The sequence below is a fragment of the Microlunatus sp. GCM10028923 genome (assembly GCF_042666975.1).
Taxonomy (GTDB): Bacteria; Actinomycetota; Actinomycetes; order Propionibacteriales; family Propionibacteriaceae; genus Microlunatus.
The window spans coordinates 258,343-285,314 of the sequence record NZ_JBHTFF010000007.1 but is presented as its reverse complement, the minus strand read 5'-3'; the positions used below and the strand labels follow the sequence as shown (position 1 = coordinate 285,314).

At 67.3% G+C, this 26,972-nt stretch carries 30 protein-coding genes; 25 read left to right on the top strand and 5 right to left on the bottom strand.

Going from position 1 to position 26,972, the window contains the following annotated elements; genetic code table 11:
• The first annotated feature begins 394 nt into the window (after nt 1-394).
• Nucleotides 395-1,294 (top strand): phosphotransferase enzyme family protein, encoded by a 900-nt coding sequence (locus tag ACFQU4_RS19160; RefSeq protein ID WP_377494794.1) that lies wholly within the window; start codon nt 395-397, stop codon nt 1,292-1,294.
• On the opposite strand, the gene ACFQU4_RS19155 is transcribed toward ACFQU4_RS19160, so the two are convergent.
• Entirely contained in the window at nt 1,266-2,648 is a 1,383-nt protein-coding gene (locus ACFQU4_RS19155) for a hypothetical protein (RefSeq protein ID WP_377494792.1), read from the bottom strand. The two genes, ACFQU4_RS19160 and ACFQU4_RS19155, sit on opposite strands and share 29 nt — an antisense overlap.
• A 199-nt stretch (nt 2,649-2,847) precedes the next feature.
• On the opposite strand from ACFQU4_RS19155, the gene ACFQU4_RS19150 reads away from it, so the two are divergent.
• From ACFQU4_RS19150 to ACFQU4_RS19055, 20 genes are all read left to right on the top strand, one after another.
• Nucleotides 2,848-2,976, top strand: coding sequence for a hypothetical protein (locus ACFQU4_RS19150; RefSeq protein WP_377494790.1), 129 nt, complete (start codon nt 2,848-2,850; stop codon nt 2,974-2,976).
• Complete coding sequence (locus tag ACFQU4_RS19145) at nt 2,973-3,197, top strand: hypothetical protein (protein WP_377494788.1); 225 nt, start codon at nt 2,973-2,975, stop codon at nt 3,195-3,197. The genes ACFQU4_RS19150 and ACFQU4_RS19145 overlap by 4 nt, the downstream gene beginning before the upstream one ends.
• A gap of 187 nt (nt 3,198-3,384) precedes the next feature.
• Nucleotides 3,385-3,510, top strand: coding sequence for a hypothetical protein (locus ACFQU4_RS19140; protein ID WP_377494786.1), 126 nt, complete (start codon nt 3,385-3,387; stop codon nt 3,508-3,510).
• Nucleotides 3,511-3,778: 268 nt separating this feature from the next.
• Nucleotides 3,779-4,009, top strand: a complete 231-nt coding sequence (locus ACFQU4_RS19135) for a hypothetical protein (protein ID WP_377494784.1) — start codon at nt 3,779-3,781, stop codon at nt 4,007-4,009.
• A 20-nt stretch (nt 4,010-4,029) separates the two neighbouring features.
• Entirely contained in the window at nt 4,030-4,422 is a 393-nt protein-coding gene (locus tag ACFQU4_RS19130; protein ID WP_377494782.1) for a hypothetical protein, read from the top strand.
• Entirely contained in the window at nt 4,419-5,300 is an 882-nt protein-coding gene (locus tag ACFQU4_RS19125; RefSeq protein WP_377494780.1) for a hypothetical protein, read from the top strand. The genes ACFQU4_RS19130 and ACFQU4_RS19125 overlap by 4 nt, the downstream gene beginning before the upstream one ends.
• Nucleotides 5,300-7,696: a cell division protein FtsK gene (locus ACFQU4_RS19120; protein ID WP_377494778.1), complete on the top strand. Its 2,397-nt coding sequence runs from the start codon at nt 5,300-5,302 to the stop codon at nt 7,694-7,696. The genes ACFQU4_RS19125 and ACFQU4_RS19120 overlap by 1 nt, the downstream gene beginning before the upstream one ends.
• Nucleotides 7,697-7,838: 142 nt before the next feature.
• Nucleotides 7,839-8,201 carry a hypothetical protein gene (locus ACFQU4_RS19115; protein WP_377494776.1) on the top strand — a complete coding sequence of 121 codons (363 nt, stop codon included), beginning with the start codon at nt 7,839-7,841 and terminating at the stop codon, nt 8,199-8,201.
• The gene (locus ACFQU4_RS19110; RefSeq protein ID WP_377494774.1) at nt 8,198-8,512 is read left to right on the top strand and encodes a hypothetical protein; all 315 of its coding nucleotides are present in this window, start codon (nt 8,198-8,200) and stop codon (nt 8,510-8,512) included. The genes ACFQU4_RS19115 and ACFQU4_RS19110 overlap by 4 nt, the downstream gene beginning before the upstream one ends.
• Nucleotides 8,509-8,751, top strand: coding sequence for a hypothetical protein (locus tag ACFQU4_RS19105; protein ID WP_377494772.1), 243 nt, complete (start codon nt 8,509-8,511; stop codon nt 8,749-8,751). Before ACFQU4_RS19110 ends, ACFQU4_RS19105 begins: the two co-directional genes overlap by 4 nt.
• Nucleotides 8,752-8,769: 18 nt before the next feature.
• Complete coding sequence (locus tag ACFQU4_RS19100; protein WP_377494770.1) at nt 8,770-9,204, top strand: ABC transporter ATP-binding protein; 435 nt, start codon at nt 8,770-8,772, stop codon at nt 9,202-9,204.
• Nucleotides 9,205-9,240: 36 nt separating this feature from the next.
• Nucleotides 9,241-9,636: a hypothetical protein gene (locus ACFQU4_RS19095; RefSeq protein ID WP_377494768.1), complete on the top strand. Its 396-nt coding sequence runs from the start codon at nt 9,241-9,243 to the stop codon at nt 9,634-9,636.
• Nucleotides 9,637-9,639: 3 nt separating this feature from the next.
• Nucleotides 9,640-9,990 (top strand): hypothetical protein, encoded by a 351-nt coding sequence (locus ACFQU4_RS19090; RefSeq protein WP_377494766.1) that lies wholly within the window; start codon nt 9,640-9,642, stop codon nt 9,988-9,990.
• 23 nt (nt 9,991-10,013) lie between these two features.
• On the top strand, nt 10,014-10,505 hold the full coding sequence (gene ssb / locus ACFQU4_RS19085) for a single-stranded DNA-binding protein (RefSeq protein ID WP_377494764.1): 492 nt from the start codon (nt 10,014-10,016) through the stop codon (nt 10,503-10,505).
• A 101-nt stretch (nt 10,506-10,606) separates the two neighbouring features.
• Complete coding sequence (locus tag ACFQU4_RS19080) at nt 10,607-10,897, top strand: hypothetical protein (protein ID WP_377494762.1); 291 nt, start codon at nt 10,607-10,609, stop codon at nt 10,895-10,897.
• Nucleotides 10,894-12,573 (top strand): DNA cytosine methyltransferase, encoded by a 1,680-nt coding sequence (locus tag ACFQU4_RS19075; protein WP_377494760.1) that lies wholly within the window; start codon nt 10,894-10,896, stop codon nt 12,571-12,573. Before ACFQU4_RS19080 ends, ACFQU4_RS19075 begins: the two co-directional genes overlap by 4 nt.
• Nucleotides 12,570-13,463, top strand: coding sequence for a bifunctional DNA primase/polymerase (locus tag ACFQU4_RS19070; RefSeq protein ID WP_377494758.1), 894 nt, complete (start codon nt 12,570-12,572; stop codon nt 13,461-13,463). Before ACFQU4_RS19075 ends, ACFQU4_RS19070 begins: the two co-directional genes overlap by 4 nt.
• Entirely contained in the window at nt 13,460-15,058 is a 1,599-nt protein-coding gene (locus ACFQU4_RS19065; RefSeq protein ID WP_377494756.1) for a YfjI family protein, read from the top strand. Before ACFQU4_RS19070 ends, ACFQU4_RS19065 begins: the two co-directional genes overlap by 4 nt.
• 223 nt (nt 15,059-15,281) lie before the next feature.
• Nucleotides 15,282-16,748, top strand: coding sequence for a recombinase family protein (locus ACFQU4_RS19060; protein ID WP_377494754.1), 1,467 nt, complete (start codon nt 15,282-15,284; stop codon nt 16,746-16,748).
• A 771-nt stretch (nt 16,749-17,519) separates the two neighbouring features.
• Nucleotides 17,520-18,959, top strand: coding sequence for an AAA family ATPase (locus tag ACFQU4_RS19055; RefSeq protein WP_377494752.1), 1,440 nt, complete (start codon nt 17,520-17,522; stop codon nt 18,957-18,959).
• Between the two features lie 324 nt (nt 18,960-19,283).
• Here ACFQU4_RS19055 and msrA read toward each other — a convergent pair whose 3' ends face one another.
• Nucleotides 19,284-19,922, bottom strand: coding sequence for a peptide-methionine (S)-S-oxide reductase MsrA (gene msrA / locus ACFQU4_RS19050; protein ID WP_377494750.1), 639 nt, complete (start codon nt 19,920-19,922; stop codon nt 19,284-19,286).
• Nucleotides 19,923-20,014: 92 nt separating this feature from the next.
• On the opposite strand from msrA, the gene ACFQU4_RS19045 reads away from it, so the two are divergent.
• Entirely contained in the window at nt 20,015-21,196 is a 1,182-nt protein-coding gene (locus ACFQU4_RS19045) for a cystathionine gamma-synthase (protein ID WP_377494748.1), read from the top strand.
• 133 nt (nt 21,197-21,329) lie between these two features.
• Here the strand turns inward: ACFQU4_RS19045 and ACFQU4_RS19040 are convergent, their stop codons facing one another.
• Nucleotides 21,330-22,046: a uracil-DNA glycosylase gene (locus ACFQU4_RS19040; protein ID WP_377495164.1), complete on the bottom strand. Its 717-nt coding sequence runs from the start codon at nt 22,044-22,046 to the stop codon at nt 21,330-21,332.
• A gap of 145 nt (nt 22,047-22,191) precedes the next feature.
• Here ACFQU4_RS19040 and ACFQU4_RS19035 point away from each other — a divergent pair, with 145 nt between their 5' ends.
• Nucleotides 22,192-23,526: an AI-2E family transporter gene (locus ACFQU4_RS19035; RefSeq protein ID WP_377494746.1), complete on the top strand. Its 1,335-nt coding sequence runs from the start codon at nt 22,192-22,194 to the stop codon at nt 23,524-23,526.
• Nucleotides 23,527-23,533: 7 nt separating this feature from the next.
• Here ACFQU4_RS19035 and ACFQU4_RS19030 read toward each other — a convergent pair whose 3' ends face one another.
• On the bottom strand, nt 23,534-24,814 hold the full coding sequence (locus ACFQU4_RS19030) for an Ig-like domain-containing protein (RefSeq protein ID WP_377494744.1): 1,281 nt from the start codon (nt 24,812-24,814) through the stop codon (nt 23,534-23,536).
• Nucleotides 24,815-25,003: 189 nt separating this feature from the next.
• On the opposite strand from ACFQU4_RS19030, the gene ACFQU4_RS19025 reads away from it, so the two are divergent.
• Complete coding sequence (locus ACFQU4_RS19025) at nt 25,004-25,966, top strand: hypothetical protein (RefSeq protein ID WP_377494742.1); 963 nt, start codon at nt 25,004-25,006, stop codon at nt 25,964-25,966.
• Nucleotides 25,966-26,391: a DUF2089 domain-containing protein gene (locus ACFQU4_RS19020; RefSeq protein ID WP_377494740.1), complete on the top strand. Its 426-nt coding sequence runs from the start codon at nt 25,966-25,968 to the stop codon at nt 26,389-26,391. Before ACFQU4_RS19025 ends, ACFQU4_RS19020 begins: the two co-directional genes overlap by 1 nt.
• A gap of 63 nt (nt 26,392-26,454) precedes the next feature.
• Here the strand turns inward: ACFQU4_RS19020 and greA are convergent, their stop codons facing one another.
• Complete coding sequence (gene greA / locus ACFQU4_RS19015) at nt 26,455-26,961, bottom strand: transcription elongation factor GreA (RefSeq protein WP_377494738.1); 507 nt, start codon at nt 26,959-26,961, stop codon at nt 26,455-26,457.
• Nucleotides 26,962-26,972: the final 11 nt, after the last annotated feature.

Sequence of the window (26,972 nt, the reverse complement as noted above, 5' to 3'; positions counted from 1 at the left end):
CGCCTCGGCTGCCGGGCCGTACGGGTAATCGTTAGGTCCGCCGACTCCGCCAGTCCTGCCAACTCGGCCAGTAGGCGTCCGTCTCTCGACACTCGGGCGGCGGTGACTGCTGAAGCATTGGTTCGCTCTGCGAAGGTAGACCGGTGAGCGATGCACCAGATCCAAACGCAGAGTGGTGGACTACTTCCGACGTGGCCGCACACCTCGGCGTCCGCGTCGGTGCGGTCAGTTCCTATCGCCTGCGTGGCCAGATGCCAGAGCCCGACCTGACGGTCGGTCGAACTCACATGTGGAAGCCGCAGCGAATCATCGAGTGGCACGAGAAGCGGCCCCGCCACGGCATCGGCGGCCGGCCCCGTAAGGACGCTGGCGGAGTCGAGCCAAAGGCCAGCGAGTGACCAGCCCGGACGATTCCGAGCGTGAGCGCTCGGAGGCCTTGTGCGCCCTTGAGCAGGGCGCTGCAGAGGTCGGACTAGACCTGCCTGAGCCGGATCTGATCAGGATCGGATCGAACGCGGTGTTCCGATCGGGAACAACGATTGTTCGCGTCAGCGCACCACACGCCGATATCGAGTCCGTACGCACAACAGTGGAGGTTGCGCGTTGGCTGGCCGGCCATTCGGTCCCCGTGACGGAGGTGCTGGACGTGCGCCAGCCGATCACGGCAGGCGATCGGGTGGTCACATTCTGGCGGTCGGTGTCGGATCGAACCGTGTTTGGCACGACCGAGGACTGCGGTCGCCTACTGGCCAAGATGCACGCGATCCAGGATCCGGCTCCGGTGCCGTTGCCGGGGTTCGATCCCGGCGGAAAGGCAGCCCGTCGCCTGTCCAAGCTTCAACACCTGGACGCAGGAACGCGGGACTTCCTGGCCGATCGACTGGGCCAGCTCGCGGCCGATTTCGGAGGGCTGACGTTCGCGCTCCGACCAGGACCGATCCACGGAGACGCCAACGTGGGCAACGTCCTGGTCGACGATGCGGGAGTCGCCCGGTTGGCAGACCTGGACAGCTTCGCAACCGGCGCCCGTGAGTGGGACCTGATCCAGACAGCGCAGTACTACGAACAGTTCGGCTGGCACACCCGGAATGAATACCGGTCGTTCGTCAAGGCGTACGGGTTCGACGTGATGGAGTGGCCCGGCTACAGCACTCTGAGGGACACGCTCGAACTCACGATGCTGACGTGGATCGCGGGCCGTGCTGAGACTGACCCGGCCGCTGTCCCCGAGGCCAGGCAGCGAATCCACGACGTTCGGACGGGCTCTAGCCGGCGATCTTGGAAGCCGTTCTGAGCCCGGCATTCCACATGCGATTTTCGGCGTTCCGCTCGACCAGATCGACCACGGCGGCGACCCGGTCGCGGCCCGCTAGTTTCGCCTGGAAGTCGGCAACGTACGACACCGCACGGTGTGACTTGAGATGCTCTCCGGCGTCCAGCGCTTCGCTCGCGATTGCACACGCAGACTCGATGTCGGCGGCCGGTCCAGACAGTTGTGCGGTCGCCCGGAGCATTGACGTAAAGAAGTCGCTCCGCGGCGACCCAACCTGAGATTGGATCGCGTACGTGTCCACCTTGTGATGCCACCCGAGCGCCTGATAGCAGTGGCTGAACTCGGCGTTGAGTTCGCGATCGTCCACGTACCGAATCCACTCTGGGTCATCGTCCGGTCGACGACGATCGAAGATCCCGACGGCCTTGGAGAGGGCCCGTTCTGCACCTACGGCGTCGCCGCTTACCGAAAGCCCGCGCGCCTCCATCAGTAGGAAGTGAGCATTAAGCGTCGGAGTTGCCACTGAACGAGTGCCGGCCAGTGCTGCCTTCGCCAAGGTTGCCGCCTCCGTTCCACGTCCGAGAAACGTTGCCTGATGGCTCATCGCGTCGAGAACGCTTCCGGCGAGTAGCTGGTCATTGCCCGATCGAGCCAGACCGAGCGCCAGTGTGAAGTAGCGCTGAGCAAGTCCGTGGCGACCCGCGTCGTACGACATCCACGCCGCAAGCAGGGTTGCCTCGGCGATCGTTCGGTGCAACTCACGGCCGATCGGTTCCGAGTAGCGCCCGGTCAGTAGGCGCTTGGCGTCGTTCCGCAGGAACTCCACCAGTGCCCGGCGAGCGTGGTCACCGCCGTACGTGTCATCGAGCCGAGCGAAAGCTGCGGTCGTGGCCTGGACCGCCGCAACGTCGGCTAACCCGACCCGCTGGCCTGTGGTGTTCTCAGGCATCGGCTGATCGCCGTCGGTGAGCCACTGAAGAGCTGCGGCCGGCCCTGCCTGAGCGTCGAGCTCCGATCGGACGATCGCCTGGACATCTGCAAGATCGGCTTCCATGACGGCCAGGAGTGTGCTCGGAGCCTCCGTGGCCCCGTAGTCAAGGCCTGCTCTGTTGATCGATGGGATCGCGCCGGGAAACCCGATGTCGGCGGGGCTGACGGGGCGTCCGGTCAAATCTGTCATTGCCTCGGCGATCAGGGAGACGGTGTACGCCCGCGGGACGGTTCCCTTCAGCCACCTGGTGACGTCCGTGTGGTTGGACGGGAGCGGCTTCCCTGCCCGTACGGAAAGCTCCCGAACCCGTCGCGCCAGTCGCTTGTTGGACAAGTCCGCATCTCGCATGAGGGCGGCCAAGCGCTCGTTTGGCTTACCGGCCATCCGTCTCACCCCTCCCCATGGTTCGCAGTTTGCACATTTGCGCCCCCCGCTGCGCCCTACCGAGCCCCCCGTGATCGTCGGGATGCTGGTTGCACAAACCAAGAACCGCAGCGGCCAGTACTGAGTCGCAGCATAACCCTTGACACTCAATACTGACTCAGTCAGTATTGAACCCAACCCAACGAAAGGAGCTGTCGAGATGTTCGAAGGTTTGATGACGGTGGTCCCGCTGGAGGCGGGGCCGACTCTTGCAGGTCAGGGTTTCGGCGCAATGGCGTTGATCAGCCTGGTGGTGGCGTTTCTGCTGTTTGGGGGTCGGTCCGAATGATCACGGTCCCTTTGGTTCTGTTGATGCTGGGCATCGCGTTCCTGATGATCAAGTTCGGCAAGCAGAAGCCGGTCCCGATGGTGTTCGGTGTTCTGGTCGGCGTCGTGCTGGCCTCGACGCCCGCCGGTCCGCCGATCGCGGATGGGATCGAGTGGTTCTGCCAGGAGGCGTTGAAGGCCGCGCAGGCTGGCCTGAACGAGGTCGGGAAGAAGGTCGCGTGATGACGCGACTGCACGTTGACCGGCCAGTGTCAGTACGACCGGTGAAGGGCGCCTGGTCCTGGAAGTGTGCCGGGTTCCCGCATTGCCCGGGTGTCGGCCGCGAAGGGTCGTCCTCGGCCGCCGCCGATGCGGGCCGTGATCATCTCCGGACCGGTCACCGTCCGGCTGATGTGGAGGCGGTGGCGGCGTGATCGAGGACTATTACGCGCTGTGGTTCAGCTTGCTGGACGCGTTGCGTCCGGTCTGGGTGGTGTTCGTGGCGATTGCGGTCGGCGGGTTCGCGCTCGCTGTCGGGCTGACGGGAGATCGGTGATGGAGACGCTGGCCGAGTTTGTTCTGATCACGGGTCCGGTTGGCCTGGTCGCCATGGCCATGGGGTTTCTGATGTTGGTCGGGAGGTTCTTCTGATGTCGGGCGGAATGCGTTCGGCGTGGCCGGTGATCGCGACGGCCGAGGATGCGGTGATCGGCAGGGCTGATGGTCGCTGTGAGTGTCGCGGGGCGTGCGGGCGGCATCACGCGAAGGGTGGAGGTCGGTGCGATACGGAGCACCGGCCGGGTCGGCCGCTGCACATCGTGCCGGTGGATCCGGAACTGCGGATGGACACGGCGGCGGCGGCGCGGGCACCGAAGCGGGCGATGTGCTGGCCGTGTTGGGATCTGGCGCACAAGATCGCGACCCGGGAGGCGGCTGCGGATCGGGTCGCGGATCTGCCGGACCTGTTCTCTGTTGATCTTGACCTGCGGGTGAAGGACGAAGCCGACCGGACCATGATCCTCGGCGCCGATGATCTTGGTGGTGAAGCAGCATGAGGACTTGTGATGTTCGTACGGTGGGCGAGCTGTCGCCGCGGGATGCGTTGCCTGGCCCGGGTTACACGCCGGAACAGGCCCGGGCGCACAAGTCGCTGACCGATGCGATTCAAGATCAGGTCAGCGAGGGAGTCTTGACGCCGTGCCAGATGGACCCGGGTACGTGGGACGCCGACGACACCGCGAACGGGGAGGAGTTCGAGATCCGGCGGGCGGGCTGGCTCTGCCGGACCGCGTGCCCGGTGTTCGAGCTGTGCGCGGCGTTCGTAGCGACCAACCCACCGTTGCACGGGGTGGTTGCGGGACAGTTCCGCCGCCACCCGCTCGATCCCCGGCACGGCCGCACCTACCGCCGCGATGTGAAGGCCGAGTGGGCGGCCGGGATCGGCGACGGGAAGGGGCGTGCGGCATGACTACTACGACCAAGATCAAGATCACCGGCCCGGCGGCCGGGGTGGTGGAGGGTGAGAACGCGCCGGATCCGTTGGTACGGGCCGGGGTGTACCTGGTGATGGTCGCGGCGATCGTCGCCTCGGGTGACACGTTGATCTTTCTGGCGTCACAGTCCGGCTGGACGGACTGGCGGGCGTGGCTGTTGCCGCTGCTGATCGACGTTCCGGCGTTCCTCGGTGGCCGGATCTGGCTGCGGCGCCGGCCAACGAACCCACGGACCCGGACCTACGCCCGGAACCTGACCCTGGCCGGGCTGGCGGCATCGCTTGCCGGAAACGTGACCGGCCACCTGGTGCATGCCGGGGCGATGCCGGCCGGGCTGGCGCTGGTGATCGTCGCGGCGATGGTCGCCCCGATCACCCTGGCCGCCGTGCTGCACCTGGACGCCCTGCTGGCCCCGGACGCTGACCGCGAGCCGCCGCGCCAGATCGTGGGCCCGTCCCGGCCGGAGACCCGGGCAGACCAGGACCAGGTGCCGCCACAGCTCACAGACCAGGCGCCGCCGGCCGTGGAGTCCGCACCGGCATCGGTCGATCCGGTGACCGTGCCCGCGGTGGTCAAGCCGCGCCGGAAGCAGGCGAAGAAGTCGGACCCGCGCAAGGACCGGGCCTGGAAGTTCTGGCAGACCGAGCGGGCCGAGGGCCGCACACCGAGCGGGGCCGAGCTGGGCCGTCGGTTCGACGCTGACGACTCGACCGGCCGCGGGTGGGCCCGGGAGTTCAAGAAGACCGATGAGACGACCGAGACCCCGGCCGGCGCGGCCGAGGTTCCCGGGATGGCTGTAGTGCCCGCCGAGGCTGACCGCCCGGCCGGGATGGAGAGGGAGGAGGCGGCCTGATGACCGCGACGACCCAGCACGACCCGTACGGCGACCACGCCGACCAGGACGACCGGGACGGCCGGGATGGTGTGATCCCGTTCCCCGGGACCGCCTGGCCGGCGTACGACCCCGACGACGAACAGCACGACGACCACGACGATCCCGACCAGGACGACACCGCCGACCAGGACGACAACGGCGACCAGGACGAGCTGGACCAGGACCGGGACGACCGGGACGGGGACGACGACCGGGATGGGTCTGACCGGGATGGTGGCGTGCTGGTCGTGCGGGACCGGGGCGAGCTGGTCCCGGCGGGTGATGCGTCCCGGGTCGGTGATGGCGGGGAGGTGCAGTTCGTTGATCCCGATCCGGCGACGCTGGCTCAGGTGTTGCCGCGGTGGCGGCAGGCGGAGGACCGGCCGCCGGTCATCCCGGTCTGGCTGCGGGATCGTCAGACGCGGTGGGAGGCGTGTGTTTGGGCTGCCCGGGCCGCGCGGCATGTGACGGCGTTCCACGCGGCGCGGGTCCCGGTCTACGGGGCGCGGCTGTTGGCCCGGTCTCCGCGGGGCGCGTACCGGCTGGTGCGGGACTGGCGCCTGTGGGTGCTCGATATCGAGTCCCGCCCGTTGGTTCTGTCGGCGATCCGGGCCGAGGACGCGGAGATGCACCTGAAGCTGACCGAGAAGCGGGTCAACCGGATGCGGACCCGGGGCTTGCTGTCCGGGATGGGCGTGATCGCTGTGACCGGGGTCGCGGCGTTCGGGATCGTGACCGCGATCGTCCCGGTCCCGGTGATGCTGCTGATCGCGGCGGTCGTGATCGGGCTGCTCGGCAAGGTCGGGACGGACCGGGACAAGCCGGTGATCTCCCGGGCCCTGGCGAGCAAGAAGATCCCGATCCTGACCTCGGACTTGGTCCTGACCGCGCTCGGCGCGCTCGGGATCGCTGACCTGAACCGGGCGCTGAAGACCCCGGGGGCGGACCAGCGGATGTTCCCGGACCCGATCGCCCGGGACAAACAGGGCTGGCGGGCCACGATCGATCTCCCGTACGGCGTGACCGCCCAGGAGGTGATCCAGAAGCGCCAGACCCTCGCCGCTGCGCTGCGGCGCCCGGTGAACTGCGTGTGGCCGGACGCCGATCCGTCGGTGCACCCGGGCCGGTTGATCTTGTGGGTCGGCGATACCGACATCGCTACGGCGGAGAAGACCCCGGGTCCGTTGGCGAAGCTGGCCCGGACCGACATCTTCACCCCGATCCCGTTCGGGCTGGACCCGCGCGGCCGGGAAGTGTCACTGACGCTGATGTTCAATTCGATGCTGATCGGGTCGATGCCCCGGTACGGCAAGACGTCCTCGCTACTGGGGATCGTGCTGGCCGCTGCCCTGGACCCGTACGTGATCTTGGACGTGTTCGAGCTGAAGGGGACCGGTGACCTCGGTCCGGCCGAACCGGTCTGCCACACCTACGTGTCCGGGCTGGCGACCGGGGACGACAACGATCCGACCCTGGCCGCGGTGATGGTGCGGTTGCGGGAACTGGTGGCCGAGCTGGGCAAGCGGTCGGAGCGGATCAGCCGTCTCCCGGCTGATCTGTGCCCGGAACGCAAGATCACCCCGGCGATCGCCCGCCGTCCTGAGCTGGGGCTGCAACCGATCCTGGTGATCTTGGACGAGTGCCAGGAACTGTTCGAGTCCGAGAAGTTCGGCGAGGAGGCCGCGTACCTGTGCAAGCGACTGACCAAGATCGGCCCGGCGATGGGGATCATCTTCGTCCCGGCCACCCAGAAGCCGGACGCGAACAGCCTTCCGACCGGGGTCAGCTCCAACGCCGGGATCCGGTACTGCCTGCGCGTGATGGGCCACACCGAGAACGACATGATCTTGGGTTCGGGCATGAACAAGGCCGGCGTGAAGGCCACCGAGTTCACCGAAGCCGACAAGGGCGTGGGCATCCTGCGCGGCCACGGGCCGCGGATCGAGACCGTGAAGGCCTACTTCTTCGACGCCAAGACCGCGGCCCCGGTGATCGAACGGGCCCGGGCGCTTCGTGAGGAAGCCGGCACCCTGACCGGTCACGCCATCGGCGAGACGACCGAGGTTGCCGGGCCCACGTTCTCGCTGCTGGACGACCTGGCCGCCGTGTGGCCGTCCGGGGTGGACAAGGTCTGGTCGGAGGTGCTGTGCGACGGGCTGACCAAGCTCCGCCCGGACCACTACCGCGGACTGGACCCGGCCGGGCTGACCGGTCAGCTCAAGCCGTACGGCATCGAGACGAAACAGGTCTGGGGCACCGACCCCCACACCGGCAAGGGCACCAGCCGCCGGGGTCCCCACCGCGCCGACCTCGACCAGGCCCGCCGCGAGCTGAAACGCAAGCGGCAGACCGAGACCGACGGGAGTGGCGACTGACCCAGACCCGGCCACACCGGGCCCGCTAGGTCTAGCAGGCCCGCTAGCGCCCCTATCTAGCACCCCACTAGGGACGACACACACCTAGCAGGGGCAGCCGATCACACCCAAAAACAGGCTCAAACCCCCGAAAAGGAGCACCATGACCACCATCGGACCGCTAGCCGCTAGCGACCATGACGAACACGACGGCGGCGAGGCGCCGTTCACGCTGGACCAGGTCACGGCCGCGCTCGCCGCGCTGCCGATTGCCGAGCTGCGCAACGGCGACGCGGTCAGCTACCCGTACCCGATCTGGCGCTTCGGGCTGGTGTGGGAAGTCACCATCGACCTGCCCGCCGGCCTCACTCCGGCCCATCTGCGACCGCACCGGGCCGCGCTCAGCGCCGGAATCGGGGTCGAAGACCAGTACCGGGTGTTCGTCATCAACGACGACGACCCGACGCGGACTGACCGCGCCTACCTGTGGGTCTTTCCCGACCTGCGGACCGGCGGTGCGGCGTGAATCCCGAAACCGTCCTGAGCGTGTTCACCTCGATCTTCTCGGGGATGGCCGGACTCGGCCTCGCACTCGGTGGTTACAGGATCTTGTGCTGGGTGTACGACCACGGCCGACCGACCAGCCCGGCCCCGGACGACCTGGCCCGCCGGGCCTATGGCTACGGAATCCGGATCGGCGAGTGGACCGAACGGCACCCCGGCCTGGCGATCGCCACCGCGGTCGTCGGCGTCATGGGCCCGCCCATCGCCGTGGTGATCATGATCGGCGAGTTCTGGCGCATGATCGCGCGACTGATCGGCGGGCTGATCGCGTGACCGAAACCGGGCTGATCGTGCTGGCCGTGCTCGGCCTGGCCGGCGCGGGCGCGCTGTACGGGCTGGCGTGCTGGATCTGGCCATTTTCCGCCTGCCGCCGTTGCGACGGCTCAGGGAAACGTCGCTCACCGTCCGGCAGGGCCTGGCGTGACTGCGGTCGCTGCAAGGGCACCGGCAAACGTCTCCGGCTCGGCTGGCGGATCGCCAACCAGGCCGGGAAGAACCGCAAACACCTCTAACCCCGAAAGGACCACCCGATGAACACCACCAAGATCGACAATGCCACCCGGCTCCGCGAATGGGCCCGCGGCCTGTACACGACCGAGGCCGCCGCCGAACTCCTGATCCGCGCCATGAGCGGCCGACTGATGAACGGGCCGTGGATCGGATGCGAGGACGACGGCACGGTGTGGTTCGACACCTCCCAGGTCCGCGAAGCCGGCTACCTGTCCGGCGGCGAACGGCGGCTGTTGGACCTCGCCGCGTCCCTGTCAGCCGACCGGCCCGTGCACCTCGGCGACACCCTCACCGGCCTCGACCGGTCCACCGTCGTCCTGGTCCTGGCCGCGATGGCGCACGCCGCCGGAACTCATGAGCACTCCCGGATGACGACCGAGGCGACCACCGGCCGCCCGACCGGGTTCGAACAGCTCACCAGCCTCTACCCCTGGCCCACCGACCAGATCGCCTGAACAGCCCAGATCGCCTGAAACGGAAGGAACGAACCCATGAACCCACTCGATCCCGCCGAAGCCCTGGCCTACGAGGCCCGGATCTCTGCCCAGGTCTTCCAATCCATGACTGACCGCCTCCGCGACCGGCCGACACTGCCCGGGCCCGATCTCGCCCTGGTGATCGCCGATCTGGCCATCGCAACCGAACGGCTGTGGCACCTGTGCGGGCAACTGTCCGCCGCCCTCGCCAACCAGGAAGCCGACCAGGGCGAAGGCGCCGACACCGACCAGGCCCGGTCCATCGCCCGGGCCCGCCGTCACCTGGACTCCGCCGCCGACGGCGCCCTCGATCTGAGTTCCTGGCTGACCGTGGCACACGGCGCGATCCGCAGAGCCGAACTGCCACCCCTGCCCTGGAAGTCAACCGCAACCACCACGAGGAAGGACTGAACCATGAACACCACGCATCCACAGCACGCGGCGATCCTGGCCGCTGTCCGGCAGGCCGCCGAGCTGATCGACACCGCGCACGCCGAGATGGCCGGCACACCGATGCCCGGGCCGACCGTGGCCGCCGTCGCGGCCGAGCTGGAACACCTCGGCGTCGGGCTGGCCGCCCACTGTGACCAGCTGGTCCGCTCGCTCGCCCTGGCCGGTCACGGCGGCACCTCGGCCGGCTGCAACCCGCTCGCTGTCGCCGAACACCTCCGCACCGCTGAACGGCACGCCCGCTACGCCGCCGCCTGGATCGGCGAAGCCACCCAAGCCGCCCACACCGGCCACGCGCCCGAGCTGGCCGCCTAACCCCAACCCGAGAGGAACGCACGATGAGCAACGAACCGACGATCACGATCACCGGGAACTTGACTGGGGATCCGGAGCTGCGGTACACGACCGGCGGGCAGGCCTATGCCCGGTTCACGATCGCGGCGACCCCGCGCCGCTACGACCGCACCACCAACCAGTGGACCGACGGGGAAACGATGTTCCTCCGCTCGACGGCCTGGCGGGACCTTGCCGAGCATGCCGCCGCCACGCTCGCCAAGGGCGTACGGGTGATCGCGACCGGCAGGCTCCGGCAGAACACGTGGACGACCCCGGAGGGCGAATCGCGGTGGTCGATCGATCTCGATGTGGACGACCTCGGCCCGTCCCTGCAATGGGCTACGGCCGAGGTCCGCAAGGCCACCCGCGAGCAGCAGCGGAAGGGGCCGGACGCGGCGCCGGCCGGTGGTGACCCGTGGGTCACGACACCGGCCGGCAACCAGGTCCGGCCGGTCACCGCCGGAGCCGCTGCGACGGACGAACCGCCGTTCTGACCCCGTTGGTGAGCCGGGCCCGGAGCACCACCTCCGGAGCCCGGCCGCCGGTCGGACCTAACACGTACTCATCACCGACGAACCTAGGAGAAACGCCGATCATGAATGAGGTTTCAGACTACGCCGGGTCCGTGCTGGACACCCGGCTGTTGGTCGATCGATCCGCCCAGAACTGGACCACGGTCGATTTCGAGTACGACGACGAGGGGGTCGTCGGTGTCGGCGACCGCGGCGAGACCGTGGAGCGGAAGGCCCGTGCGTACGACGTGCTCACCGAGTGGCACACCCTCCATCACGTCGGCCGGTTCGCCTGGTGCACCGAACAGCCCTGCCACGCGGTCAACGGCGCGGTGACCGCCGAGGGCACCCGCGGGCTGGAGCTGCTGGGATGATCCCCGCTCACGACATGTACGCCGGGGCCGGCGGGTCCTCGGACGGGATGCGCCAGACCGGCAAGATCACCATCGTCGGCGCCGGAAATCATTGGCCGCTGGCGATCGAGGTCCACAACGCCAATCACCCTGACACCGACCACATCTGTGCCGATCTCTCGCAGATCCATCCGCGGATGTTCAAGCCCGCCGTGTTCGCCTGGTTCAGCCCCGAATGCACGAACCACACGATCGCGAAGGGCAAGAAGCAGCAGGATCGCCAACCGGATCTGTTCGGCGAGGTGCTGCCGGACGAGGCGGCCGAGCGGTCCCGGGCAACGATGTGGGATGTCGTCCGGTTCAGCGAGTATCACCGCTACCGGGCACTGGTCGTGGAGAACGTCGTTGACGCCTACCAGTGGGTGCCGTTCCAGGCCTGGCTGATGGCCATGGCGAGCCTGGGTTATGACCACCAGATCGTCTACCTCAACTCGATGCACGCCCAGCACGGCGGGCTTCCGGCACCACAAAGCCGGGACCGGATGTATGTCGTGTTCTGGCTCCGCGGCGAGCGACGGCCAGACCTGCAACGGATCCAGCGCCCGGCCGCGTGGTGCCCGTCCTGTGACGAGGTAGTGGAGCCGCTGCAGACCTGGAAGAAGCCGGACCGGCCATGGGGCCGCTACCGGGCCCAGTACTACTACCGGTGCCCGAAGCACTCATGCCGCGGGCAGCGGGTCGAACCCGGCTGGCTGCCCGCCGTGACGGCGATCGACTGGACGATCCCGGGGACCCGGATCGGGGACCGGCCGCTGAAGGAATTCTTCGCCGACAAGGCCAAAACCCAATCGCTCGGCTGGCACCACATCGCACCGAAGACACGGGCCAGGATCGCGGCCGGGATCGCCCGCTACTGGGGCCCGTTCAGTGCCGAGGTGGCCGGGCACACCTACGACGCCGCCGACCCCCGCCACCCGGCCTATGGGCGGCCGGACGGCTATTACCGGGCCTGGCCGACCAGTGAGGTTCTGAAGACGCTGCACACGATCGATTCCAAGGCGCTGCTGGTGCCGGTCGAGGGCCGCGACGGCAAGGAAGCCCGCTCCGCGGATGCCGCGATGCGAACCATGACGACCCGCAACGAAACCGGGGTGCTGATGCCGTTTATCGCCGAGCTGCGCGGCGGTGGCTCCGACGCTCGGCCGGCCGCCGAGCCGCTCGCCACGGTCACGGCGTCCGGCAACCATCACGGCCTGGTCGTCCCGGCCGGCGGCACCTGGAACGACGACGCCCGCTCCACCGACGAGGCGTTACGGACCCTGGCCACCCGCGACGCCTACGCCATGGTCACCGCCTACTACGGCACTAGCACGGCCGCGCAGCCGGCCGGTGATCCGCTGGGCACCGTCACCACCCGGGACCGGCACGCGTTGATCATGCGCAACGACACCGGCAAGTCCGAACCGACCGTGATCACTCCGGGTGATCTTGAGGCCGCCGATCGGCGGGTGGACGACTGCCTGTTCCGGATGTTCGAACCTCACGAGATCGCCGCGGGGATGGCGTTCCCGGCCACCTACCGGTGGCGCGGCACCCGCCGCGAACGGGTCCGCTTGGCCGGGAACGCGGTCACCCCGCCGGTCTCTCGTGATCTTGGTTCCGTCGTCGTTGAGGACGTGTTCGGGGAGGCCGCGTGACGAACCGTCACCTCGCCGCAGCGCTCGCCGCCGCCGCCCGGGGGTGGCCGGTGTTCCCGCTGCTGGTCGGCCGCAAACAACCGCTGTGGGAGGACTGGGAGGCCAACGCCACGACTGACCCGGGCCGGATTCGGGGTTGGTGGAGCCAGCCTGGCCACGACCGGAACGGGGTCGGGATCGCCTGCGGTCCGGCCGGGCTGCTGGTGATCGACTGCGACCAGCCGAAGCCGAAGGATCCACCGCCGACCGAGCCCGGGATCTGTGACGGTGCGGATGCACTGGCGGCACTCGCCGACCATGCCGGCGGGGTGCTGCCGCTCGACACCTACACGGTCCAGACCCCGAGCGGCGGGATCCACCTCTACTACCGGGCCCCGGCCGGTAACCGGCTCGGCAACACTCAACGGTCCCTCGGGTGGCTGCTCGACACCCGCGGCCAGGTCGGCCTGGTCGTCGCCGCAGGGACCCGGCACGGGGCCGGGGTCTACCGGGCCGTGCACGACGCCCCGGCCGCCCCGCTGCCGGACTGGATCGCCGACCGCCTGACCAAGCCCGCCTACGTCCCGGCAGAGCCGACCGAGGCCGCTGTAGGGCACCTGAGCGCCTATCTCGCCGCGATCGTGGACGGAGAGATGCGGCGGGTGGCCGACGCGCCCGCCGGGGCGCACAACCTGGAGCTGTTCAAGGCCTCGATCAACCTCGGTCGATTGGTGGCCGGCGGCGAGCTGACGCACCAGACCGCCTATGACGCATTGCGGTCGGCCGAGTTGATCATGCGCGGCCGGTGCGGGAAGTCCGATCACACCGACCGGCAGGCGCACAACACGATCCTGTCCGGTTTCCGGACCGGCGCCACGGATCCCCGAACCCTTGGGAGGGCAGCAGCGTGACCGATCAAGCACCCGTCCGATACCTCCATCCCGTCGAACCCGCGCACGCCGCCGAGTCGTCGGTGACGGAGGGGCCGGCCGGGTGGGAGCCGTACCTGCCGCTCACCCCGGAACGGCAGCTCCCACAGTTCCCGCTCGACGGGGTGCCCGGCTGGCTGGCGGACATGATCACCGAGACCGCGACCGCCTTGCAGGTCCCGATCGACCTCCCGGCAACCCTCGGCCTGGCCGGGCTGGCCGTCGCCGCGGGCGGCCGGGTCGATGTGTCGCCGATCCCGGGATGGGTCGAACCGACCAACCTCTACACCGTCATTGCCCTGGCGCCCGGATCCCGAAAATCCCCGACGTTCAACGCGATGACCCAGCCCCTCCGCGACGCCGAGCAAGCCCTGTGCGACGCCACCGAAACCCAACGGATCCAGGCATCCCTGGAAGCCCGCCGCATCCGGGCCCAAGCCGAGAAAGCCGCCCGGGCCGCCGAACTCGCCGACAAGGATCCCGATGCCGCCATGGCCGAGGCCATGGCTACTGCCCAGGACGCCTACGAACTCATCGAACAGCCCGAACCGCGCCTGTTGGCCGACGACCTGACCCCCGAGACCGCCGCGTCCCTGCTGGCCCAGCACGGCGGGCGGCTCGGCATCCTGTCCGCCGAGGGCGGATCGTTCGCCACCGTGGCCGGTGTCCGCTACAGCACCGCTCCGAACCTGGAAACGCTGCTCAAAGCCCACGCCGGGGACATGATCAGGATCGACCGCAAGGGACGGCCGGCCGAGCGGATCGAACGGCCCGCGCTGACCATCGCGATCACCACACAGCCCGGCAACCTGGCCACCATCGCGCGCACCCCCGAGGCGCGCGAGCGTGGCCTGCTGGCCCGGTTCCTGTACTGCCTGCCGGTCAACACCGTGGGCCGTCGCCAGATCCACCCGCCGCCCGTCACCGAACCCACCCGCAACGCCTACGCCGCGCACCTGCACGGCCTGGTGCTCGACCTCGCACAGCTCGACCAGCGCGCCGAACTTGCCTGCGACCCGGGCGCCGTGAGGGTCCTGGAGGACCTGGAAACCTGGCTGGAACCCCAGCTCCACCCCGAGACCGGCGCCCTGGCCGCCATCTCCGACTGGGCATCGAAGATGGCCGGCGCCGCGCTGCGGCTGGCCGGGCTGCTGCACCTTGCAGAAACCGGCGCCGACGGCATCACCGAACCCATCACCGAAGCCACCATGACGGCCGCGGTCGGGCTGGCCCGCTACTACCTCGCCCACGCCCAAGCCACGTTCGACGCCCTCACCGCCGACCCCGCACACAAGACCGCCAAGCGCGTCCTGGACTGGCTCACCACCAATGCCGCCGCCACGTTCACTCGCCGCGAGCTGCAACGCGGCCTCAGCAACGTCAAGGCCGACGACCTGACCGGGCCCCTTGCCCTGCTCACCGAACACGGCTACATCCGCCAACGGCAACCCGCCGGCCGTACGACAGGCCGACCCAGCACCACCTACGAAACCCACCCCGGCGTCGTCCAGGGGGCTTTTGTCAGTGAAACCGCCCATTCCGTCGAAACCGGGCCCGACACCAAAACAAGCCGATGACTAGGGAGGAGAGGGTTTTGTCGCCTGTGTCAGTTCTGTCAGAGCGGATGCAAAGTGTTCCTGGTGTTCCCGATCGGGAGGTTGAAGGAATCCGGGAGGCGGCCCGGGCGGCCGCTGCCAGCGCTCCCCCCATGTCGGTGAAGCTGCAGTCAGACACAGCGGCGCTCTTCGGTCTGTCGCTTGTCGAGCCTGTTCAACGTGCCGCGTGAAAGGAGTTTGAACAATGACCGTAAAAGCGGCGATCTACTGCAGAATCTCAGACGATCGCGAGGGTCAAGCCTTAGGGGTTGCGCGTCAGGAACAGGACTGCCGGGCGCTCGCCGGCCGCATGAATCTGTCGGTTTCGGATGATGCGGTCTTCGTCGACAATGACATCTCTGCATCGACTCGCAGCCGCAAAGCTCGGCCACGTTACTCTGAATTGATTGCGCGGGCTCACCGCGGGGAATTTACGGCGGTAATTGCGTATTCAAACTCACGATTAACGCGTAGGCCACTAGAACTTGAGGACTTAATCAAGCTGCACGAATCAACCGGAATCATCATCGCAACGGTGGCAAGCGGAAATGATGACCTAAGCACTGCAGACGGTCGTATGGTCGCTCGAATCAAAGCGAGCGTGGATGCTGCCGAAGCGGAACGAGTGAGCGAACGGTTGGCACGGAAACACCGTCAATCGGCTGAAACTGGCCGAGCCGTGGGCGGAACTCGCCCGTTCGGTTGGCTGGATGATCGCCTAAGGCTGGATCCGATCGAAGCATCCGCGGCTCGGCACGCCGTTGACGGATTTCTAGCCGGCAAGACGCTCTACGCGTTAGTGAACGAGCTAACGGAACGTGGTCTTACTACGACGCTAGGTAATCCGTGGACAACCGTCGCCCTTCGCAGGTACCTCGGGAACCCTCGATTGTGCGGGTGGCGCATCCTGCACGGCGAAATCGTACGCAATCGCGACGCCACCCCGGTCATTGGGGACTGGCAACCAATCATCAGTTCGGATGATTGGGAGGCGGTCAGGGGGCGCCTCGATAGTCGGCGAATGAGAATGTACGGCCGGCATGGACAGACTGGTCAGATGTACCAACCGGGCTGGGATTCTCGGAAGTACTTGCTGAGCGGATTCCTGCGCTGCGGCAAGACAAAGCCAGACGGATCTCTGTGTATGGCGGGTCTTCGCGTATCTCAGCACCGTGATACCAGTGGTCACCTCTATGTCTGCCCGCCAAAGCAGGCGGGAGGGTGCGCAGGGATTGGGCGCCATGGCCCGCGCCTTGAACTTTTTGTCTCTGAGGCCGTGATAGCTCGCGCCGAGTCTCTGAAGGTCACGGCGACCGAATCGGCCTGGGGTCACGAAGTGGAACTAGGTTCGGAGATTGAGCGACGCGCCCGGATAAATGCGGCTTGGCGACTGGGGCGAGTCTCTGACGAGACATACTTTTCTCAGCTCGAGCTGCTTGAGGAAGCTATCCAGCGCCTTCGATCTGACCGGCAAATTTGGCAGGCCGAGCAAGCCGCAAAGGTTCTGATGCCCGACGATATCCGCACAGAGTGGGAGCGAAGGGTCGATGACTTGGATTGGCGGCGTTCAGTGATCGGTCGACACCTTCGATTTGTCGTGGTATTCCCGGTTGGAAAGGGTGTGCGCCGTTACACCGCGGACACTGCCCGGCTGGCCTGGCGAGAGGACTAGCCGAGAATGAATCCGATGCAGATCGCAACACGGGCGGACCGGCTCAGCGTGGTCCGATGTGTTCGGATTCCAACCCGAGACGGTCCGTCACTCCGACCAGTTCGCCAATCACTGCCAGTTGTGGCGCAAGGGCCTCCTTCGGCACATTGGGATCCCGGGTCAGGGTTGCAGGTGACTCCGGTCGCGTGCACGGGGCGGTAGCCGTTCGGGCTTGTACCCTCGCTCAGGTACTGCTGGGCGGCAGTAGTCCCGGGTGGATACAAGATAGCCACGATCCACGCTGTCACGACACGAACGCCTGGTGACTGTGCTCAAATATGGGCGTACGCCTCGGTTGCCGGCTTGGGCCCTCCCGTTGGACCCAAGCAGACCGCAGCGACGGTTATGTCCGGCTTGTCACATTCTGGGGTGGAAATGCAGCTATTTGTTCGAGCGCCGTTCAAGTCCATAAAGTCTGGAGATCTATCCGACATTGTGTTGCCCAATTTCACGATACTCTCTGGTCGGAATGGCGCAGGAAAGACGCACTTGCTGGAGGCGCTAACTCAGAGCCGAGTTGTCATGTCGGACATGCAAGCCGACCCCAACGCAGGTGAAATCAGATACTTCGGCTTGGGGCAGCTAGCTGCGCAGACGGAAGATCCGCAACCGGCCGTGAATCTTGCGGAGTCATGGTCCGAATCGTGGCGGGGGTTTGACAGAGTCCGAGGCCGCGTGCTGGAGCAAAATAATGGACGAAATCAAGCATTGAATTCGAAGTCAGATGAGACCATGAGAGAGGAAATAAGACTCGGGCTTGACGAGTACCTAACGATCGACGCACTCGATCGAATGATTGAATTGACGGGCAGAGACGAATTGTCGCTCGCTGTCGAGGACTTCAAGAAAGCAAACGTGAGTCCTCCGGTTCGTGACCCATTCTCGATCTCCCTGAGTCGCGTGTTCCTTTCTTACCACTCGGCATGGCAAAGTAACGGCTACAGGCGATGGAGGTTTGAGAAGTCGGGCGAGGGTTCCTCCTCCCTTACCGAGGACGAGTTCATTGGATTGTACGGACCAATGCCTTGGCGTCTATTGGACTCAGTGCTTGGAATCATGCGTCTGCCGTATACGTTTGTGCCGCCGATGGATGATGCGACGACCGTGCCCTACGAGCCGAAGCTGGTAAACGCAGCGGGTACGGAACTCGGGCTTGGAGACCTATCCTCAGGTGAGCGTGTGCTATTGGCAATTGCTGTTAGCGTATTCCTTGATGGCAGCATCAGGAACATTGCAAGGATACCGAAATTGCTGTTGCTCGACGAAGCAGACGCGAGCCTTCATCCTTCGATGGTAAAGACTTTGCTGTCGATGATCGACGAGATACTAGTCCAGCGGAACGGCATTCGGGTGATCATGACGACCCACTCTCCGTCAACGGTGGCTCTTGCGCCGCCCGACTCGCTGTTCAGCATGAGTGATGTTGCGCCTCGAGTTGTCAAGACCAATGTTGACCGAGCCGTGAAGGCACTCACGGAGGGGGTGTCAACGCTAAGCGTAAGCATCGAGAATCGGCGTCAAGTGTTCGTGGAGAGTTACAAGGACCAGGATGTATACCAGCGGTATTTTCCGATTCTAAAGAGCTTGATCCCGTCGGATGTCTCACTGGAGTTCATTGCCACCGGGAACCACGGAACCACAGGAGGTTGTGTTCCCGTACTTGGTCTCGTGAAGGATCTGACGAATGCTGGGGTAAAGTCCGTTCGCGGTCTTATCGACCGCGACAAACGTACAGGCAGTCCCATCAATGTATATTACGTCGCTGATCGCTACTCCATAGAGAACATCGTCCTTGATCCGCTACAACTCGGAGTGCTGGTGATTCGGGATCGAATCTTTAGGCCAGACGAGATTGGGCTTGGCGCCGAAAAGAGACATTTTCAACTTGCTCAGGAAGACGCTGAGCCAATCGTTCAATTTCTGGCGTCGCGGTTCGGGTTCAGTGGTGTACCCAAGTCAGTCAAGTATCTGGGCGGATTTGAAGTTTTAGTACCGTCCGAGTTCCTTGAGACCCAAGGTCACGCCCTGCATGACCTGATCCGTGACGCAATGCCACAGCTCAAGCGATATCCGAACCTTCTGACCTCTATTGTCGATCTTGCCGCCAGCGATGTCCCTGCCTATATTCCGAAGCCTTTGCTGGATGCATTTGTGGCGCTCGCCAGGAATTGAGTGAACATGCCTGTCTACTCCTGGCGCCGTGCTGCGCGAACGTCGCACCCGCCCGATACTCGGCGACCAGCTCACCCCTGCCAATATCGGAGCCCATGGCCAGTCAGCTTTGCAGTCGTGCCGGGATGGCGCGAGGGTACGGCTTCGATCGGCCTATTGTCAGCGATCGGCGCCATGTGTCAACCGAGTCACTGACAGGCAAGTCTGCCCCTGGCTAGGGGATTCGCGATTCTGTCAGCACTGTCGATTCTGTCAGCGGGGACCCCAATGCTCTAGCCATCAACTGCCCCGGTGCTGGAGCTTGGGGGATCCTTCGGTTGGGGTCTACGGATTGCAGGTCACCCCAGTCGCGTGGATCGGGCAGTAGCCGTTCGGGTTTTTACCCTCGCTCAGGTACTGCTGGTGATAGTCCTCCGCGAAGAAGAACTCACCCGCCGGTACGACAGCGGTGGTGATCTTGCCGTATCCCGCCGCGCTGAACGCTGCCTGGAACTCGGCCAGCACCCGGGCGGCCACCTCGGCCTGCTCCTCGGTCGCGGTGTAGATCGCGGAGCGGTACTGGGTGCCGACGTCGTTGCCCTGCCGCATGCCCTGGGTCGGGTCGTGGTTCTCGAAGAAGATCTTCAGCAGGTCGGCGTAGCTGATCTTGTTCGGGTCGTACGCGACCCGGACCACCTCGGCGTGACCGGTGCCGCCGCTGCAGACCTCTTCGTACGTCGGGTTGGGGGTGTATCCGCCCTGGTAGCCGGCGGCGGAGTTGGTCACCCCGGGGGTCTGCCAGAACAGCTTCTCCGCGCCCCAGAAACAACCCAGTGCCAGGTACGCCACCTCGGAGCCGGCCGGAGTGCTCTGGACGGGGATGCCGAAGATCTCGTGGAACGTCGGGTTCTCCAGCACGGTGCGGTCCCGGCCGGGGAGGGCCGAGGCCTGGTCGATCAGGGCGGTCTTCTGGCTCAGGAACATGGTCACAGTCTGCCTCGCATGCCTTGGGACGGGGAATACGCGGTTGCCAACACCTCCGCAAGGGCCGCTATTCCGGGCGATACCCTGCCCGGGTGACGACGGACCGACCCGCCGGGACACCCGGCTTCGCGACTCGCGCGATCCATGCCGGGCAGGAACCCGACCCGACCACCGGAGCGGTGGTACCGCCCATCTACGCCACGTCGACGTACGCCCAGGACGGCGTCGGCGGGCTCCGCAACGGGTACGAGTACTCGCGCTCGGCCAACCCGACCAGGACCGCGCTGGAGGAGTGCCTGGCCGCGTTGGAGGGCGGCCGCCATGGCTTCGCGTTCGCCAGCGGGCTGGCCGCCGAGGACACGCTGATCCGGTCCGTCTGCCGGCCGGGCGACCACCTGGTGATCCCGCACGACGCGTACGGCGGGTCGTTCCGGCTGTTCGACAAGGTGCACAGCCAATGGGGCGTCACCGCGACCCCGGTCGACCTGACCGACCTGGCCGCGGTCGAGCGGGCGATCCAGCCGGGCCGGACCCGGCTGCTCTGGATCGAGACCCCGACCAACCCGCTGCTGGCCGTCGCGGACATCGCCGCGTTGGCCGAGCTGGCCGGACGGCACGGGATCGTGACCGCGGTCGACAACACCTTCGCCTCGCCGTACCTGCAGCAGCCGCTCGCCCTCGGCGCCGACCTGGCCGTGCACTCGACCACCAAGTACTGCGGCGGCCACTCCGACGTCGTCGGCGGCGCGATCGTCGTCGAGGACGACGAGCTGGCGGACAAGCTGCGGTTCCACCAGAACGCCATGGGTGCGGTGGCCGGTCCGTTCGACTCCTGGCTCGTGCTGCGCGGGCTGAAGACGCTCGCCCTGCGGATGGAGCGGCACAGCGACAACGCGGAGGCGGTGGCCGCCTTCCTGGCCGAGCATCCGGCGGTCGCCGAGACCATCTATCCGGGGCTGCCCCAGCACGCCGGGCACGAGCTGGCGGCCCGGCAGATGCGCCGGTTCGGCGGCATGGTGAGCTTCCGGGTCGCCGCGGGGGAGCAGGCCGCAGTCGATCTGTGTGCGCGGACCGAGGTGTTCACGCTGGGGGAGTCGCTCGGCGGCGTGGAGTCCCTGATCGAGCATCCGGGCCGGATGACGCACGCCTCGGTCGCCGGTACGGCGCTGGAGGTGCCGGCGGACCTGGTCCGGCTGAGCGTAGGCATCGAGGATGTTAACGATTTGCTCGAAGATCTGGATCAGGCGCTGCGCGAAGCGGGGTCTGGAAGGTAGCGTTCCGCAAGACGGTTGCGGGCGGGTGACGTCCGATCGGTGGACAGAGTGGTCCGCCGGTCGGCGCTGCGGACTTCTTTTCTCGATGCGGGCGGATGATCATCCGCCCGCCGGTGATCATGGGTACGAGAGCTCAGACCGGCACCCGGGCGACGGTCCAGTCGACCGGGCTCCCGCCGGCCGCCACCAGCAGCTCGTTGGCCCGGCTGAACGGACGCGAACCGAAGAACCCGCTGCGCGCCGACAAGGGTGACGGGTGGGCGCTGGCGAGGTACGGCACCGAGCCCAGCATCGGGATCAGCGACTGCGCGTCGCGTCCCCACAGGATCGCCACCAGCGGACCGCCGCGGGCGACCAGGGCCTCGATGGCGACCTGGGTGACCCGCTCCCAGCCCTTGCCCCGGTGCGAGGCGGAGCGGCCGGGCTGCACGGTCAGCACCCTGTTCAGCAACAGCACGCCCTGCTCGAACCACGGCGTCAGATCGCCGGTCTGGGCCGGCTCGATGCCGAGGTCGTCGCGCAGCTCGGTGTAGATGTTGATCAAGCTCTTCGGCAGCGGCCGGACCTCCGGCGCGACCGAGAAGCACAATCCCACCGGGTGTCCCGGGGTCGGGTACGGATCCTGGCCGACGATCAGCACCCGGACGTCGGCGAGCGGCCGGGTGAACGCGCGCAGCACGTGCTCACCGGCCGGCAGGTAGCCGCGGCCGGCGGCGAGCTCCTCGCGGAGGAACGCGCCCATCGCCGCGATGTCGGGCTCCACCGGCGCCAGGGCCTCGGCCCAGTCGGCGGAGATCAGGTCGGACAGCGGACGTGCCGGCACGACGCCCTCCCTCTCGGTCGTGAGCAGTGGGTCATGATCAACGGGCGTCGCGGCGGTACGGGTGCCGCGTCGTCCCGCGGCTACCGTACTAGGCCCGCATCGCCCGCTCCGCTACGGTTGGACTACCCCTGGGGCGGGGGTACGACTGCGGGGGCCGGCGGTGGAGGGTGGCATGGCGATAGGCAAACGGGTCCGGTCAGGTGCAGAACCGATCGATCCTCCGGGCAAGCGCGCGTCCGGCGACGAGCCGGCGCCGGAGTCCGGTGAAGATCATCCGCGGCGGGCCGACCCGGTGTCGGCGGAGCCCGACCAAGATCAGCAACCGGACGACGACGCTGCGGGCCCCGACTTCGTGATGAAGCCGGCCGAAGCCGAGGTCGAGGGCGCCGAGGTCGCCGAGGCCGAGGTCGAGGAGGCTCCGGTCGAGCCGCTCCCGGCGGACGGCGTACCGCACGGGCTGAAGATCGCCGCCGGCTGGGCCTGGCGGGTGCTGCTGGTGGCGGCCCTGGTGCTCGGGCTCGCCTTCCTGTTCCAGTTCCTGTCCGAGGTGACGATTCCGCTCGCGATCGCCACGCTGCTGACGGCGCTGCTCTCGCCGGTCGCGTCCCGGCTGCGGAAGTGGCGCGTCCCGCGGGCCCTGGCGGCCGCGATCTCCGTGGTCGGCGGGCTCGCCCTGCTGGCCGGCGTGCTGACGTTCATCGTGCAGCAGATCGTCCGGCAGTCCGGCGAGCTGGCGACGTCGGCGATCCAGGGCTATCAGCAGCTGCTCGCCTGGGTCGCCGGGCCGCCGCTGAACATCGACAGCCGGCAGCTGGCCGACTACGGCAACCAGGTGCTGGCCTGGATCCAGACGATCGATCTGGCCGCCATCCTGCCCGGCTACGCGGCCGGGGTCGGCTCGGGCGTCGGCCATTTCCTGGCCGGCTTCGCGATCTGCCTGTTCGCCCTCTTCTACTTCCTGTACGACGGCCGCAGCGTGTTCACCGCGCTGCTGAAGTTCGTCCCGCGGGCCGCCCGGCCGAGGGCGGACGCGGCCGCCCGGAACGGCTGGAACTCGCTCGTCTCCTACGTTCGGGCGACCATCGCCGTCGCGTTCGTCGACGCCATCGGCGTGCTGATCATCGCGCTGATCCTGCGGGTGCCGCTGGCCATCCCGCTGGCAGCGCTGGTCTTCCTGGCCGCGTTCATCCCGCTGGTCGGCGCGCTGGTCTCCGGGTTCGTCGCGGTCGCCGTCGCCCTGGTCGCCGTCGGGCCGATCCAGGCGTTGATCATGCTGATCGGGATCATCGTCGTGATGCAGGTCGAGAGCCACGTGCTGCAGCCGTTCCTGCTCGGTCGGGCCGTCGCGCTGCATCCGCTGGCGGTGCTGCTCGCGATCGCGATCGGCGTCATCCTCGGCGGGATCGTCGGCGCCCTGCTCGCCGTACCGCTGCTGGCGTTCGCGAAGACCTACATCTCCTCGCTCGCCGCCGGCAACGAGGCTGCCCCGGCCGTCGTCAAGCGCTGACCAGCGGTCAGAGCGCGGAACCCTTCTGGTACTCCGCCCAGGAACGATTCCAGTCGGTCCAGCCGTTGCCCCACTCGGTCTCCCGGTTGCTGCCGGTGGTGATCACCGGCGAGCCGACCTCGGCGTTCCGGAACAGCCAGTAGGCGTCGTCGGTCTTCATCCCGGTGCAGCCGTGGCTGGCGTTGACCTTGCCCATGTTGCCCGCGTTCCACGGGGCGGCATGGACGAACTCGCCGGACTGGGTGATCCGCATCGCGAACTCGACCATCATGTTGTAACCCTCGCTGGAGTTCTCGTTGATGCCGACGGTCTCCGACGCCATCCGGGTCTTGTCCAGCTTCTCCATGATCAGCTTGCTGCCGCTGCGGGTGATGAAGCCCGACTTGCCGGCGCTGATCGGAATGGTCTTGGCCTTCTTGCCGTCGATCTCGACGACGGCCTTCTTCGCCTTCAGGTCCACCTTGGTGATCACCGAACGGCCGACCGAGTAGGTCTTGGACGAGGAGTTCTGGCCGTAGATGCCGTTGCCGGCGTTGATCCCGTTCAGGTTGGCGTTGACGGTGATCTTGGTGCCCGACTTCCAGTACGTCTTCGGCCGGAAGTGGACCTCCTTGTCGGAGAACCAGTTCCAGCTGCCTTCCTGGGCCGGCACCGAGGTCACCTTCAGCTGCTTCTCGAACGCCGCCTTGTCCTTCACCGGTACGTCGAACGTGAGCACGGCCGGCATCCCGACGCCGACCTTCTGGCCGTCCTTCGGGTAGATGTTGACGAAGGTCTGCTTGGTCCGGTCCACCGACTTGGTGGTGAAGGTGATCTTCTCGGTCTTCTCCTCGCCGGCCGCGTTGGCGCCGGTGATCTTCAGCGTGTACGTCGCCGCGGGGTCCAGCCCGGAGCCCGCGGTCCAGCTGGTCTTCTCGTCGTTGAGGGCGCCGGTCACCTTCGGAACGTCCATCTTCGGCGAGCCGGTGCCGCCGTGTTCCAGCGTGACCGCCGACAGCGTGCCGTACTTCGCCGTCGCCTTGATCACCGTGTCGATCTTCACGCCGTCGGCATCGTCCTCGACGTTGGCGCTCAACTCGACCGGGCCACCCGGGGCCTCGGACTCCGGCGGCTCCGCCGACTCCTCGTCGGACGGCTTCGCCCCGGGCGAGTTCGGCGCCGAGGCCGGCGGCTGGCTCGACGAAGCCGGCCCGGTGGACGACTCCGGTACGGTCCCGCAGGCCGTGACAAGACCGGCCAGCAGGGCGACCGCCAACCAGCGGACTCCGGAAACTGCACGCGTGAACATCGAAAACTTCCCCCTTGACAACGCGCGGACCCGCCCGCGCTCGTCCAGCCTCTCATCCGGTTCAACCACCACCCATCCTGACGCGGGCCAGCAACCAAACCGTGACGTCTAGGTATCCAACCCCGAACCAACCCTGATTCCCCTGCACTCAACCTTCCATTCTGGAAAGTCCGGCTTTAGATTTTTGGCATGACTTCACCCGAGATCACCGAGATCCTGGAGGAACTGGCCGCTGGGCGGATCGACGCCGCCGAGGCCGCCCGCCGGATCGACGCCCTGAAGACCACGCCGCCGGCCCCCGCCGCCGAGCCGAGCAACGAGGAACTGGCCGCCAAGTCGGACACCTCGCCGAGCGAGGAAGGTGCCTGGGCCGCCGCGACCGACCGGCCGCAGTACGCCTCGTACACCAAGGAGCGCGTCGGTTCGGCGGAAGCCGAGTCCGAGGAGCCGGCCGAGGAGAAGGAGCCGCCGAAGCGGTCCAAGCCGGTCAACACCCAGGGCGTGGAGCGGCTCTCGGTCCGTGCGATCGGGCGCCGGGTCCGGATCATCGGTGAGACCTCGGTGGCCACCGTGTCGGCCGACGGCCCGCACGTGCTGCGCCGCAACGGTTCCGTCCTCGAGGTGTCCAGCGACGGCGAGATGGGCTCGTCCCTGGACGGGTTCTCGATCCTGCGGGCACCGCGCAACCTGGACGACATCCGCTCCCTCGGCCTCGGCAAGGAACTCTTCCTGCGGGTCAACCCGAACCTGATCGTCGACGTCGAGGTGACCGCCGGCAGCCTGAACACGGAGCGGGTGCCGCACCTGGGCAAGATCCGGGTCACCGCCGGCGGCGCCAAGCTGCTCGACGTCGCCGAGATCAACGACGCGCTGATCCAGGCCGGTCAGGCGACCATCAAGGGCGCCATCACGAGCGGCCGGTCCCGGGTCCGGGCCGAGTCCGGTTCGCTGTCGCTGCACCTGTCCGACGAGTCGAACGTGACCGTCAAGGGCGACGCGCAGCTGGGCAAGGTGAGCTGGACCGGCGGGCACTCCGGACCGGGCGACGAAGTCGTCATGGGCAACGGCAGCGCCAAGCTGGACATCGAGGTCGTGATGGGCCACGCGATGATCCGGGTCGGCTCCGACGGCGACACCTGGACCAAGGACTGATGGCGGAGCGTACGCGGTCGCAGGCCCGGGCTCCGGGGAGCCGGGCCCACGATCACCGCGCGCCGGACGCCTGTCCGGTCTGCGGTGATCACCTGGCCGTGACCCGGCTCGGCTGCGGCTCCTGCGGAACCGAGCTGGCCGGCATCTTCCGGCAGTGCGAGTTCTGCGCCCTGAGCGACGCCGAGATCGAGCTGCTCCGGGTCTTCCTGTCCTCCCGCGGCAACCTGCGCGAGGTCGAGCGGTTCCTCGGCGTCTCGTACCCGACCGCCCGGCTGCGGTACGCCGACCTGCTCCGCAAGCTCGGCCTGACCGGCGAGCCGGCACCGGAGACGGAGGCGTTGACCCGGGAGCAGGTGCTGGCCGAGGTGGCCAGCGGTGCCCTCACCCCCGACGAGGCGGCGCGGCTGATCGCCGACCTGGCCTGACCGGATAGACGAACGTTCCCTGAGCCCGAGGCTCAGGGAACGTCGCGGTTGGCGCGCGGAACGTCAGCCGACGTACGGCTCGATGGCGACGATGGTGACGTTGACCGACTTCCCGTTCGGGGTCTGGTAGCTCGCCTCGTCGCCCTTCTGCTTGCCGAGGATGGCCGAACCGAGCGGCGACTGTGGGCTGTAGACGTTGAGGGCGCTGTCGTCGAGGCCGAGCAACTCACGGGAGCCGAGCAGGAACGTGTCGGTGTCCGACTCGTCGCCGTCGAAGGCGATCGTCACCTTGCTGCCGGGCCCGACAGCCCCGTCGCCGGCCGGTGCCTCGCCGACCTCGGCCTTGCGCAGCATGTCTTCCAACTGGCGGATCCGGAGCTCCTGCTGACCCTGCTCCTCGCGGGCCGCGTGGTAGCCGCCGTTCTCCTTCAGGTCGCCTTCTTCGCGGGCCGAGGCGATCCGCGCCGAGACCTCCTGGCGACCTTCGCCCTTCAGGTATTCCAGCTCCTGGGCCAGCTTGTCGCGGGCCTCCGGGGTAAGCCAGATCACCTGTTCCGTGTTCTCAGACATCGGACAAGACT